This is a genomic window from Pseudomonas sp. GM80 (assembly GCF_000282515.1).
In the GTDB taxonomy this organism is placed as follows: domain Bacteria; phylum Pseudomonadota; class Gammaproteobacteria; order Pseudomonadales; family Pseudomonadaceae; genus Aquipseudomonas.
Genome location: NZ_AKJD01000146.1, coordinates 31303 through 44701, shown reverse-complemented (window position 1 = coordinate 44701; position 13399 = coordinate 31303). Strand labels below are relative to the sequence as shown.

Annotated in this window: 11 protein-coding genes; 6 read left to right on the top strand and 5 right to left on the bottom strand. The window is 58.5% G+C overall.

From position 1 onward, the window contains the following. Nucleotides 1-34 precede the first annotated feature (34 nt). The 4 genes from dnaN to dinD all read left to right on the top strand — a co-directional run bounded on the left by dnaN (nt 35) and on the right by dinD (nt 5720). Entirely contained in the window at nt 35-1138 is a 1104-nt protein-coding gene (dnaN, locus tag PMI37_RS20230; RefSeq protein ID WP_008084384.1) for a DNA polymerase III subunit beta, read from the top strand. A 14-nt stretch (nt 1139-1152) separates the two neighbouring features. Next, a complete protein-coding gene (gene recF / locus PMI37_RS20225; RefSeq protein WP_007911886.1) occupies nt 1153-2256 on the top strand; it encodes a DNA replication/repair protein RecF in 1104 nt (367 codons plus the stop codon). Between the two features lie 5 nt (nt 2257-2261). Then, on the top strand, nt 2262-4679 hold the full coding sequence (gene gyrB / locus PMI37_RS20220; RefSeq protein ID WP_008084382.1) for a DNA topoisomerase (ATP-hydrolyzing) subunit B: 2418 nt from the start codon (nt 2262-2264) through the stop codon (nt 4677-4679). Between the two features lie 204 nt (nt 4680-4883). Next, on the top strand, nt 4884-5720 hold the full coding sequence (gene dinD, locus PMI37_RS20215) for a DNA damage-inducible protein D (protein ID WP_008084381.1): 837 nt from the start codon (nt 4884-4886) through the stop codon (nt 5718-5720). A 14-nt stretch (nt 5721-5734) separates the two neighbouring features. Here dinD and PMI37_RS20210 read toward each other — a convergent pair whose 3' ends face one another. Further along, on the bottom strand, nt 5735-6454 hold the full coding sequence (locus PMI37_RS20210) for a response regulator transcription factor (RefSeq protein ID WP_008084379.1): 720 nt from the start codon (nt 6452-6454) through the stop codon (nt 5735-5737). 169 nt (nt 6455-6623) lie between these two features. Between PMI37_RS20210 and PMI37_RS20205 the strand changes: the two genes are divergently transcribed. Beyond that, the gene (locus tag PMI37_RS20205) at nt 6624-8156 is read left to right on the top strand and encodes a sensor histidine kinase (protein WP_045123213.1); all 1533 of its coding nucleotides are present in this window, start codon (nt 6624-6626) and stop codon (nt 8154-8156) included. Nucleotides 8157-8325: 169 nt separating this feature from the next. Here the strand turns inward: PMI37_RS20205 and PMI37_RS20200 are convergent, their stop codons facing one another. From PMI37_RS20200 to glyQ, 4 genes are all read right to left on the bottom strand, one after another. Next, nucleotides 8326-9105, bottom strand: coding sequence for a lysophospholipid acyltransferase family protein (locus tag PMI37_RS20200; RefSeq protein WP_008084363.1), 780 nt, complete (start codon nt 9103-9105; stop codon nt 8326-8328). An 83-nt stretch (nt 9106-9188) separates the two neighbouring features. Further along, nucleotides 9189-9728: a D-glycero-beta-D-manno-heptose 1,7-bisphosphate 7-phosphatase gene (gene gmhB, locus PMI37_RS20195; RefSeq protein ID WP_174245032.1), complete on the bottom strand. Its 540-nt coding sequence runs from the start codon at nt 9726-9728 to the stop codon at nt 9189-9191. Between the two features lie 4 nt (nt 9729-9732). Continuing rightward, on the bottom strand, nt 9733-11787 hold the full coding sequence (gene glyS, locus PMI37_RS20190) for a glycine--tRNA ligase subunit beta (protein ID WP_008084361.1): 2055 nt from the start codon (nt 11785-11787) through the stop codon (nt 9733-9735). Next, nucleotides 11784-12737 (bottom strand): glycine--tRNA ligase subunit alpha, encoded by a 954-nt coding sequence (gene glyQ / locus PMI37_RS20185; RefSeq protein ID WP_025112261.1) that lies wholly within the window; start codon nt 12735-12737, stop codon nt 11784-11786. Before glyQ ends, glyS begins: the two co-directional genes overlap by 4 nt. Nucleotides 12738-12818: 81 nt before the next feature. On the opposite strand from glyQ, the gene PMI37_RS20180 reads away from it, so the two are divergent. Further along, complete coding sequence (locus tag PMI37_RS20180) at nt 12819-13376, top strand: DNA-3-methyladenine glycosylase I (protein WP_008084360.1); 558 nt, start codon at nt 12819-12821, stop codon at nt 13374-13376. The last annotated feature ends 23 nt before the right edge of the window (nt 13377-13399 follow it).

The window sequence follows — 13399 nt, the reverse complement described above, 5'->3', positions numbered from 1 at the left end:
ACCAGCGCAGCTTATTAAGGCAAGGGACTAGACCATGCATTTCACCATTCAACGCGAAGCCCTGTTGAAACCCCTGCAACTGGTCGCAGGCGTCGTCGAGCGTCGACAGACCTTGCCGGTACTGTCCAACGTGCTGTTGGTAGTCGAAGGCCAGCAGCTGTCGCTGACCGGTACCGACCTCGAAGTCGAACTGGTCGGTCGTGTGCAACTTGAAGAGCCTGCGGAAACAGGTTCCATCACCGTGCCTGCGCGCAAGCTGATGGACATCTGCAAAAGCCTGCCCAACGATGCCCTGATCGACATCAAGGTCGACGAGCAGAAGCTGGTGGTGAAGGCTGGCCGTAGCCGTTTCACCCTGTCGACGTTGCCCGCCAACGATTTCCCGACCGTTGAAGAAGGTCCGGGCTCGCTGACTTGCAGCCTTGAGCAAAGCAAACTGCGTCGCCTGATCGAGCGCACCAGCTTCGCCATGGCCCAGCAGGATGTTCGTTACTACCTCAACGGCATGTTGCTGGAAGTGTCGAGTGGGCTGATGCGTGCCGTTGCCACCGATGGTCACCGCTTGGCCATGTGCAGCATGAAAGCCGCGATCGACCACCCTGATCGTCATCAGGTCATTGTTCCGCGTAAAGGTATTCTGGAATTGGCGCGCCTGCTGACTGAGCCGGAGGGCACGGTTGCCATCGTTCTCGGCCAGCACCACATCCGCGCCACTACCGGCGAATTCACCTTCACCTCGAAACTGGTCGACGGCAAGTTCCCGGATTACGAGCGCGTTCTGCCGAAGGGCGGCGACAAGCTGGTATTGGGCGATCGTCAGGCGCTGCGTGAAGCGTTCAGCCGTACCGCGATTCTGTCCAACGAGAAGTACCGTGGTATCCGTCTGCAATTGGCCAACGGTCAGTTGAAAATCCAGGCCAACAACCCGGAGCAGGAAGAAGCGGAAGAAGAAGTGGGCGTTGAATACAACGGCGGCTCGCTGGAAATCGGTTTCAACGTGAGCTATCTGCTCGACGTGCTGGGCGTGATGACCACCGAGCAGGTTCGTCTGATCCTGTCCGACTCCAACAGCAGTGCGCTGGTGCAAGAGTCTGACAACGACGATTCGGCTTACGTTGTCATGCCGATGCGTCTGTAATCAGCTGACCCTGGATGTCCTTAAGTCGTGTTTCGGTCACCGCGGTGCGCAATCTGCACCCGGTGACCTTCTCCCCCTCCCCCCGCATCAACATTCTTTACGGCGCCAACGGCAGCGGCAAAACCAGTGTTCTGGAAGCCATTCATCTGCTGGGGCTTGCCCGTTCGTTTCGTAGCACGCGTCTGTTGCCGGTCATCCAGTACGAACAGCTCGCCTGTACCGTGTTCGGTCAGGTTGAATTGGCCGAGGGTGGCCACAGTGCGTTGGGAATCTCGCGCGATCGTCAAGGCGAGTTCCAGATCCGCATCGACGGGCAGAACGCCCGCAGCGCTGCGCAACTGGCGGAGATCCTGCCACTGCAGTTGATCAACCCGGACAGCTTCCGCCTGCTCGAAGGTGCACCGAAGATTCGCCGGCAGTTTCTCGACTGGGGCGTGTTCCACGTTGAGCCACGGTTCATGGCTACCTGGCAGCGTTTGCAGAAGGCCTTGCGCCAGAGAAACTCCTGGCTGCGGCATGGTACACTTGACGCCGTTTCGCAAGCGGTTTGGGACAGGGAACTGTGCCAGGCCAGCGCTGAAATCGATGAATACCGCCGCGCTTACATCAAAGCCTTGAAACCAGTCTTTGAACAAACCTTGAGCGAACTGGTTGAGCTCGAAGGTTTGACGCTCAGCTATTACCGAGGCTGGGACAAAGACCGGGAATTGAGCGCCGTACTGGCTGGGTCCCTGCAACGGGATCAGCAAATGGGTCATACCCAGGCCGGACCGCAACGGGCTGATTTGCGTCTTAGATTGGGCGCACACAACGCCGCGGACATTTTGTCCCGGGGTCAGCAGAAGTTGGTGGTCTGTGCACTGCGGATTGCCCAAGGCCATCTGGTCAGCCAGGCCCGCCGCGGTCAGTGTATTTATCTGGTGGATGACTTGCCGTCCGAGCTGGACGAGAGCCACCGTCGCGCGCTGTGCCGCTTGCTGGAAGACTTACGCTGCCAGGTGTTTATCACCTGTGTAGATCACGAATTATTGAGGGAAGGCTGGCAGACGGAAACGCCAGTCGCTTTGTTCCACGTGGAACAGGGCCGTATCACCCAGACCCACGACCATCGGGAGTGAAGGCATTGAGCGAAGAAAATACGTACGACTCAACGAGCATTAAAGTGCTGAAAGGCCTGGATGCCGTACGCAAACGTCCCGGTATGTACATTGGTGACACCGACGATGGCAGCGGTCTGCACCACATGGTGTTCGAAGTGGTCGACAACTCGATCGACGAAGCCCTCGCTGGCCACTGCGACGATATCAGCATCATCATCCACCCGGATGAGTCCATCACCGTTAAAGACAACGGTCGTGGCATCCCGGTCGACGTGCACAAAGAGGAAGGCGTTTCCGCCGCCGAGGTCATCATGACCGTCCTCCACGCTGGCGGTAAGTTCGACGACAACTCCTACAAAGTTTCCGGCGGTCTGCACGGTGTAGGTGTTTCGGTAGTGAACGCGCTGTCCGAAGAACTGGTTCTGACCGTTCGCCGCAGCGGCAAGATCTGGGAACAGACCTACGTCCACGGCGTGCCTCAGGCACCGATGGCCATCGTTGGCGACAGCGAAACCACCGGCACCCAGATTCACTTCAAGCCATCGGCTGACACCTTCAAGAATATCCACTTCAGCTGGGACATCCTGGCCAAGCGTATTCGTGAGCTGTCCTTCCTCAACTCCGGTGTCGGCATCGTCCTCAAGGATGAGCGCAGCGGCAAGGAAGAGCTGTTCAAGTACGAAGGCGGCCTGCGTGCGTTCGTTGAATACCTGAACACCAACAAGACTGCGGTCAATCAGGTGTTCCACTTCAACATTCAGCGTGAAGACGGCATCGGCGTGGAAATCGCCCTGCAGTGGAATGACAGCTTCAACGAGAACCTGTTGTGCTTCACCAACAACATTCCACAGCGCGACGGCGGCACTCACCTGGTGGGCTTCCGTTCGGCACTGACGCGTAACCTGAACACCTACATCGAAGCCGAAGGCCTGGCGAAGAAGCACAAAGTCGCCACCACCGGTGACGATGCGCGCGAAGGCCTGACCGCGATCATTTCGGTGAAAGTACCGGATCCGAAGTTCAGCTCGCAGACCAAAGACAAGCTGGTCTCTTCCGAAGTGAAGACCGCGGTCGAACAGGAAATGGGCAAGTACTTCTCCGACTTCCTCCTGGAAAACCCGAACGAAGCCAAGCTGGTCGTCGGCAAGATGATCGACGCTGCCCGTGCCCGTGAAGCCGCGCGTAAAGCCCGTGAGATGACCCGCCGCAAAGGCGCGCTGGACATCGCCGGTCTGCCAGGCAAGCTCGCTGACTGCCAGGAAAAAGACCCGGCGCTGTCCGAACTGTACCTCGTGGAAGGTGACTCCGCGGGCGGCTCTGCCAAGCAGGGACGTAACCGCAAAACCCAGGCGATCCTGCCGTTGAAGGGCAAGATCCTCAACGTCGAGAAAGCCCGTTTCGACAAGATGATCTCTTCTCAGGAAGTGGGCACCTTGATCACTGCGTTGGGCTGCGGTATCGGTCGCGACGAGTACAACATCGACAAGCTGCGCTATCACAACATCATCATCATGACCGATGCTGACGTCGACGGTTCGCACATCCGTACCCTGCTGCTGACCTTCTTCTTCCGTCAGTTGCCGGAGCTGATCGAGCGTGGCTACATCTACATCGCTCAGCCGCCGCTGTACAAGGTCAAGAAAGGCAAGCAAGAGCAATACATCAAAGACGACGACGCCATGGAAGAGTACATGACGCAGTCGGCCCTGGAAGATGCGAGCCTGCACCTGAACGAAGAAGCCCCGGGCATTTCCGGTGAAGCGCTTGAGCGTCTGGTGAACGACTTCCGCATGGTGATGAAGACGCTCAAGCGTCTGTCGCGCCTGTACCCGCAGGAACTGACCGAGCACTTCATCTACCTGCCGGCCGTGAGCCTGGAAAAGCTCGGCGACCACGCAGCGATGCAAGAGTGGCTGGCCCAGTACGAAGCGCGTCTGCGCACCGTCGAGAAGTCCGGTCTGGTCTACAAGGCCAGTCTGCGTGAAGACCGCGAACGTGGCGTGTGGCTGCCAGAGGTCGAACTGATCTCCCACGGCCTGTCGAACTACGTCACCTTCAACCGCGATTTCTTCGGCAGCAACGACTACAAAACCGTCGTCACCCTCGGTGCTCAGTTGAGCACCCTGCTCGACGAAGGCGCGTACATCCAGCGTGGCGAACGCAAGAAAGCAGTCACCGAGTTCAAGGAAGCACTGGACTGGCTGATGGCTGAAAGCACCAAGCGCCACACCATTCAGCGATACAAAGGTCTGGGCGAAATGAACCCGGATCAGCTGTGGGAAACCACCATGGACCCAAGCGTGCGCCGCATGCTGAAAGTCACCATCGAAGACGCCATTGGCGCAGACCAGATCTTCAACACCCTGATGGGTGATGCGGTCGAACCTCGTCGTGACTTCATCGAGAGCAATGCGTTGGCGGTTTCGAACCTGGATTTCTAACGAATTCTGTTCGGGCTTGAAGTAAAAAATAAACCCCGGTGAGTTTTGGCTCATCGGGGTTTTTACGTTTTCAAGCATCCCTCCATACATACAAGTCTGCGTCATGATTTGTATGTACATGTTTTCCGGATTGATAACTCCTCGCGTCAGTGCAACGCTCTGTCTGGCTACTTTCGACTTATTCATCCAGTAGAGGATTTACCGTTGAGCGAACAGCATCAGACGTTTGAAGGCCTCAAGTACCGAACCGACGGTGGAGTGGAGTACTGGTCTGCCCGAGACCTTGCTCCGCTGCTGGAATACAGAACGTGGCGTAACTTCGAGAACGTTATCGCCAAGGCTATACAAGCTTGTGAACACGGTGATCATTCGGTATCCGACCATTTTGTTGAAGCCAGCAAAATGGTCTCCTTGGGGTCTGGTTCTCTGCGAGAACTGAAGGATTTTCACCTCTCCCGCTATGCCTGCTATTTAGTTGTCCAGAACGGAGATCCATCCAAGCCCGTCATCGCCGCAGGGCAAACCTACTTTGCGATTCAGACCCGACGTCAGGAGCTGACAGACGATGCCGAATTTCAAAGTCTAAGGGACGATCAGAAGCGTTTGCTGCTGCGCAATGAGTTGCGCGAGCACAACAAGCTTCTGGTTGAAACGGCACAGCAGGCAGGCGTTGAGACAGAATTGGATTTCGCCGTTTTCCAGAATCATGGATATCAAGGGCTCTACGGAGGACTTGATCAGAAAGCGATCCACCAGCGCAAAGGCCTCAAAAAAAGCCAAAAAATTCTTGATCACATGGGCTCGACTGAACTGGCCGCTAATTTATTTCGAGCGACTCAGGCTGAAGATAAATTGCGTCGCGACAATGTTCAGGGCAAGCAACAAGCTAACGAAGTTCACTTGCAGGTTGGTCGAAAAGTCAGAGAAACCATTTCCGAACTTGGCGGCACCATGCCAGAGGATCTTCCAATGCCGGCTACCAGCATCAAGCAGTTGGAATCTGCGATCAAAAAATTGAAGGGTCGCGCCGAAGAAGAGTGAAACGGCCAGAACCATTACTGCGAGTTCGACGCCACACTCTCCAACCGATACCCATACCCATAAATCGTCAGCAACTGCCAACCCCGATCCGCCGTCAGCCCGAGCTTGTTCCGCAGCCGATAGATATGCGTATCCAGCGGCCGCGACGAAGCCATCTCCTCATGCGGCCAAAACCGCTCATACAGATAATCCCGCGACAGCGGCCGCCCCAGATTGCTGAACAGACACCGCGCCAGCCGATACTCGCGCTCGGTCATGACAATCGGCTTTCCCTCGCGGGTAACGGTCAATTCAGCGTCATCAAACGTCAGATCATTAAAGCTCAGCACTTCTGTCGCCGCCGCACGTTGCTGGCTGTGCCGCCGCAATACCGCAGCCACCCGCGCCTTCAGTTCATTCGGCCGAAACGGCTTGCTCACATAATCATCCGCCCCCGCATTCAACGCCTGGACGATATCGTTTTCGCCATCGCGGCTGGTGAGCATGATCGCCGCTGGTGGCGCTTCCATGTGTTCGCGGGTCCAGCGCAGCAGGGCCAGGCCGGTGAGGTCGGGCAGTTGCCAGTCGAGGATCAGCAGGTCGAAGGTTTCCCGGCGCAGTTGGCGCAGCAGGTCTTCGCCACGCTCGAAGCTGTGCAGTGACCACGGCTGTTCGCCGGCATCGGCCATTTGCTGCAGGGTTTGCTCGACCCGGCGCAGTTCGGCGGGTTCGTCGTCCAGAATCGCAACGCGCATTCGCGGTTATTCCTTGTTGCTTGGGCAGTTGGCGGACAACCATAGTCGCTCGGCCCTCGCAGTGAAAGTAAGCGGCCCGCCGTTGGTCGACGTCCGCTATGATTCTTCGGGTCTACGTCTCAGACCTGTGGCCTATGAAACCATTCACACTGCCCTGCCCTTTTTCCACATGAACCACGATCGTCGGCGTGAAAGCCGAGAGCCGAGTCAGGTGCAGCGCCTGTTTCGCCAATTGGTGCGCGAATGGTTGTGGATAAGTCTAGTGCTGTTGCCGCTGACTGCGCTGCTGTCTTATCGCGCGCAGATCAACTTGCACGATGCGACTCCCGCCATCGGCGCCCTGTTGTCGGTTGCCTTGGTCGCCGGCAGTCTTGGCCTGCTGTTATGGCGTCCGCGTTGGGCGCTCTGGATCACGTTGATCGGCATGGCGTGCGCGCTGCTGGCCAGTGCGGGGTTAGCGGAAATGCGCCGTTGGTGGTCGCCGACACCGGCGGTGCTGGGGATGTTGTTCGGTTATCTGATCTGGAATTGGCGGCGCTTAAGCGTGGTGCTGACCTACTTTGGTTGGGAACTGGCACGGCTGGATCGCGAACCTAAAGTGTTTCCTGAACGCCGTCGCTCGCAATTCACCGGCGCTGATCGCCTGCAGGGCCAGATCATGGCGCTTGAGCAGGCCATGAGCCGCACCCGCGATACGCGGCGGTTCATTGCCGATGGCCTGGAGTACTTGCCGGTCGCCACGCTGATTACTGATCCCAAGGGGCAGATCCTGTTGGGTAACCGCAAGTCCCGCGCGCTGTTTGATCATGCGCTGGTGGGGGATGACGTGCTTGATCAGCTGGCGCGCCTGGGTTATCCGGAATTATCCACAGCGGCGCGACCGACGCTGTCCGCCCTGCCGCTGCTTGAATTCCGCGACAACAAGGAGCGCAGCCTGCGCTTGGAGCGTGCCGCGTTGCTGCCGGTGGACGGCGACACCCCGATCGGCTGGCTGCTCAGCCTGACCGACCTCAGCGCCGAACGGGCCGCCGAGGAGCAACGCGGAGTTCTGCTGCGGTTCCTCTCGCACGATCTGCGTGCTCCGCACTCGGCGATCCTTGCCTTGCTCGATGTCCACCGGCACCAGGCTGGCGCCGATACACCGCTGTTCGAACAGATCGAACGTCAGGTGCGTCGCGCGCTGGATTTGACTGACGGTTTTGTTTTGCTGGCGCGAGCCGAGTCTGAAACTTACCAATTTCAGCCGACACTGTTCGCGATGCTGGTGCTGGATGTGCTGGATCAGGCGTTGCCCATCGCCCAGCAGAAACGCCTCGACCTCCTGCATGACATGGATGAGGAATCGCAGGAACGTCTGATCAATGCTGACCAAGGCTTGCTGACCCGCGCGCTGTTCAACCTTTTGGAGAACGCGATCAAGTACAGCCCGGCCGACACCTCGATCACCCTGCGCGTCTGTTGCCGCGAGGAGTGGTTGCACTGTGAATTGATCGATCAAGGCAAAGGCATCGCCGCCGATGAATTGCCCGATCTGTTCAGTCAGTACCGCCGTTTTTCCTCGGCTCAGGGCATCGATGGCGTGGGCCTGGGGCTGTCGATGGTCAAAGCAGTGATCGATCACCATGGCGGGAAAATCGAATGCCTGAGTGTGGTCGATCAAGGCACCACGTTCCTGCTGGAACTGCCGCTGATCGCCGAGTGATCAGGCACAAAAAAAACCGGCTATATCAGCCGGTTTTTTTACATCCGAAAAAAACTTATGCACGTTTTACAGCGTTTTATGATCTTGAGAAATATATAAGTAATTCAATCACTTAATTCCAATATTCAAGCCTTTTCAACAAAACCGTACACAGGTTATCCACAAAATCTCAGACAGCGATCTGATCATTGGCGGCCGGTGCCTGCGGGGCCGGTGGCAGTGAGCCCATTTCGCGTTGAGTCTTCTCGTTCCAGGCTTGCACCCGGTCGTTCAGCTCGGCGATGGCGCGCGGGCCTGTACCTTCGGCGTACATCGGTTCACCGATGACTACGGTGATCACGCCGGACTTCTTGCCCCAGCCGATTTTCGGCCAGAATTTGCCGGCATTGTGTGCAATCGGCAGCACCGGAAGCGCCGCATTCACCGCCAAAGCGCTACCACTGCGCGAGAACTTGCCGACAGTGCCAAACGGCACCCGAGTGCCTTCCGGAAAGATCAGCACCCAAACGTTGTCCTTCAGCAGCTCATCACCCTTGGCCGCGACTTGTTTCAGCGCCGCTTTCGGGTTGTCGCGATCAATCGCGATCGGCCGCAACATGGCCATTGCCCAGCCGAAAAACGGCACGTACAGCAATTCGCGTTTAAGCACTTGGCTCAGCGGCGAGAAATAAGCAGAGAGAAAGAACGTCTCCCAGGTGCTCTGGTGGTTCGATTGAATCACGCAGGGCCGGTCAGGCACATTTTCCGCGCCTTTGATTTCGTAACGGATACCGAGAAACACCTTGGTCAACCACAAGGCGCAACGGCACCAGTACACGTTGATAAAACGATAACGCGCCTTGAACGGCAGAAACGGCGCGATGAAAAAACTCAAACTGCACCACAGCAGGGAAGTGGTGCCCAGCAGCAGGTAAAAGAGAAAAATTCTGATGGCCCGCAGTATCGACATAGTGACGTTTACCGTGACGGGGCAATGCCCGAGTGTTCAAGCGCACTCCCGATCAATCCCTGGTCAGGAACTTCAGAAGTACTCTAGTTGTGGATAAGTTCTGCGGCAATCGCCGCCAGATCGTCAAAAATCAGAGTGCCAACCGGCAGGGTTTTGCCCTGAGTCTTTGCGCCTTTTCCGGTCTTTACCAAAACTGGCTGTGAATCGACGGCTTTGGCCGCCTCCAGGTCACCAAGGCTGTCGCCGACGAACCAGACATTCGTCAACTCCACGTCGTAATGCGCCGCGATGGTTTTCAACATCCCCGGTTTCGGCTTGCGGCAATCGCAGCCTTCGTCCGGCCCATGCGGGCAATACACGATCAGCCCGACCTCACCGCCCTGCTCCGCGACCAGCTCACGCAAGCGCGCGTGCATGGCATCGAGGGTGGCGAGGTCGTAGTAGCCGCGAGCAATGCCCGACTGGTTGGTGGCGACCGCCACCGTCCAGCCGGCCTTGCTCAACTGCGCAATCGCTTCGATCGAGCCGGGCAACGGAATCCACTCCGCCACTGACTTGATATAAGCGTCGGAGTCGTAGTTGATCACTCCGTCCCGATCGAGAATCAGCAGTTTCAACAGCAATCCCTCAACCCAGCAGCGAAATGTCGGCAACGCCGAGGAACAGACCACGCAGACGCGCCAGCAGCGCGTAACGGTTGGCCCGCACATTGGCGTCGTCGGCATTGACCATTACCGCGTCGAAGAACGCATCCACCGGCTCACGCAATGCCGCCAGGCGTGCCAGCGATTCGTTGTACTGACGCGCCGCAGCCATCGGCTGTACGGCCTGATCCGCTTGCTGGATCGCCGAGTACAGCGAGAACTCGTTGGCGTTGTCGAAATACTTGGCTTGGACTTCGGTCGGTACCGCGCCTTCGAGTTTGCTCAACAGGTTCGATACACGCTTGTTCACCGCCGCCAGCGCAGCCGCTTCCGGCAGTTTGCGGAAGGCTTGCACCGCTTGCACACGCTGGTCGAAGTCCAGCGCCGAACCCGGCTTCAGGGCACGTACCGACAGGTAAGTAGCGACTTCAACGCCTTCGTCTTCATAACGCGCACGCAGACGGTCGAAGATGAATTCCAGCACGGACTCGTTGAGGCCGGCAGCCTTGACCTTGGCACCGAACGCATTCACGGCGAAAGCCACAGCGTCGTTGAGGTCGAGGTCGAGTTTCTTCTCGATGAGGATACGCAGCACGCCGAGTGCCGCACGGCGTAGGGCGTACGGGTCTTTGCTGCCGGTTGGCAGCATGCCGATACCGAAGATACCGACCAGGGTGTCGAGCTTGTCAGCGATCGCAACGGCGGCACCGGTCAGGGTGGCTGGCAGTTCAGCACCGGCACCGCGTGGCATGTACTGCTCGTTCAGCGCCAGCGCGACGTCTTCCGGCTCGCCGTCATTGAGGGCGTAGTAGTAACCGGCGACACCTTGCATCTCCGGGAACTCGCCGACCATTTCGGTGGCCAGGTCGCACTTCGACAGCAGGCCAGCGCGAGCAGCCCACGAAGCGTTGCCGCCAATGCGAGCGGCGATGTAAGCAGCCAGTTTCGATACGCGCTCAGCCTTGTCGTAGACGCTGCCGAGTTTTTCCTGGAACACCACGTTCTTCAGGCGATCGTTGAAGGCTTCGAGTTTCTGCTTCTTGTCTTGCTTGAAGAAAAACTCGGCGTCGGTCAGACGTGGGCGAACCACTTTCTCGTTACCGGCGATGATCTGTTGCGGGTCTTTGCTTTCGATGTTGGCCACAGTGATGAAACGTGGCAGCAACTTGCCGTCGGCATCCAGCAGGCAGAAGTACTTCTGGTTGTCCTGCATGGTGGTGATCAGCGCTTCTTGCGGCACGTCGAGGAAACGTTCCTCGAACGAGCACACCAGCGGCACCGGCCATTCAACCAGCGCGGTCACTTCGTCGAGCAGTGCCGGCGGCACGATTGCCGTGCCTTCCTGACGGGTGGCCAGCTCTTCGGTGCGCTTGCTGATGATCTCGCGACGTTCGTTGGCGTCGGCCAGCACGTAAGCGGCACGCAGGTCGGCGAGGTAGCTCGACGGCGAACCGATGCGCACGCTTTCCGGGTGATGGAAACGGTGACCACGGGAATCACGGCCAGCCTTCTGCGCGAGGATGGTGCAATCGATGACCTGGTCACCGAGCAGCATCACCAGCCATTGGGTCGGACGCACGAACTCTTCCTTGCGCGCACCCCAACGCATGCGTTTCGGGATCGGCAGGTCGTTCAGCGAATCTTCGACGATGGTTGGCAGCAGGCTCGCGGTCGGCTTGCCGGCGATGCTCTGGCTGTAACGCAGTTTCGGGCCGCTCTGATCGATTTCGCTCAGATCAACGCCGCATTTCTTGGCGAAACCCAACGCTGCCTGAGTCGGATTGCCTTCAGCGTCGAACGCCGCCTGACGTGGCGGGCCGTCGAGGTTGATGCTGCGATCCGGTTGCTGGGTGGCCAGCGCGGTGATCAGCACAGCCAGACGACGCGGCGCGGCGTAGACGGTTTTAGTCTCGTAGCTCAGGCCAGCGGCTTGCAGGCCCTTGTCGATACCGGCGAGGAACGCGTCAGCCAGGGTGTTCAGGGCTTTCGGTGGCAGTTCTTCGGTGCCCAGTTCAACCAGAAAATCTTGCGCACTCATTGTGCTGCCTCCAGCTTGGCCAGTACTTCGTCACGCAGATCCGGGGTCGCCATCGGGAAGCCCAGCTTGGCGCGTGCCAGCAGGTAGGCTTGCGCAACGGAACGCGCCAGGGTGCGTACGCGCAGAATGTATTGCTGACGCGCGGTCACCGAGATCGCCCGGCGCGCATCCAGCAGGTTGAAGGTGTGCGACGCCTTCAGGACCATTTCGTAGCTCGGCAACGGCAGCGGCTGGTCGAGTTCGATCAGGCGCTTGGCTTCGCTTTCATAGAAGTCGAACAGTTCGAACAGTTTGTCGACGTTGGCGTGTTCGAAGTTGTAAGTGGACTGCTCCACTTCGTTCTGGTGGAACACGTCGCCGTAGGTGACTTTGCCCATCGGGCCGTCAGCCCAGACCAGGTCGTAGACCGAATCCACGCCTTGCAGGTACATGGCCAGACGCTCGAGACCGTAAGTGATCTCGCCGGTCACCGGGTAGCACTCGATGCCGCCCGCCTGCTGGAAGTAAGTGAACTGAGTCACTTCCATGCCGTTCAGCCAGACTTCCCAGCCCAGACCCCAGGCGCCGAGGGTCGGCGATTCCCAGTTGTCTTCGACGAAGCGGATGTCGTGAACCAGTGGATCGAGGCCGACATGCTTGAGGGAGCCCAGGTACAGTTCCTGAAAGTTGTCCGGGTTCGGCTTGAGCACGACCTGGAACTGATAGTAGTGCTGCAGACGGTTCGGGTTTTCGCCGTAACGGCCGTCAGTCGGACGGCGGCTTGGCTGCACGTAAGCGGCGTTCCAGGTTTCCGGGCCGATGGCACGGAGGAAGGTCGCGGTGTGGAAAGTGCCGGCGCCTACTTCCATATCGTAGGGCTGAAGTACCACGCAACCTTGCTCGGCCCAGTATTGCTGGAGCGCGAGGATCAAGTCTTGGAAGGTACGCACGGCTGGCGTAGGCTGGCTCACGAAATTCACCTGTTTCTTGGGCTGCGATTTAAAGAGCGGGAGTATACCCGATTCATTGCTGCGCACGCCCCCTGGAGCCTTATGCCACGCTGCTTTTGGTGTACCGAAGATCCGCTGTACATGGCTTATCACGACCAGGAGTGGGGCACGCCGCTACGCGATGCGCAGGGTTTGTTCGAGTTGCTTTTGCTCGAAGGGTTCCAGGCTGGCCTGTCCTGGATCACCGTGCTGCGCAAACGCGAGCGTTATCGCGAGGTGTTGTTCGGCTTTGACGTACAGCGCGTGGCGCAAATGAGCGACGCCGAAATCGACGAATTGATGCTCGATCCGGGGATCATACGCAACCGCCTCAAACTCAATGCCGCCCGGCGTAATGCCCAGGCCTGGCTGGCGCTGGAGGATCCGGTGGCCTTCCTCTGGTCGTTCGTCAACGACCAACCGATCATCAATCATTTCAAGGATCGCAGCGAAGTCCCGGCGATCACCGCCGAAGCGCTGGCGATGAGCAAAGCCCTGAAAAAGGCCGGGTTCACGTTCGTCGGCCCGACCATTTGCTACGCGCTGATGCAGGCCTCGGGGATGGTCATGGACCACACCCAGGATTGCGACCGCTACGCGCAGCTCGCCAACGGCGGTTAGAATGGCCGCCTCGCGCACCGCAC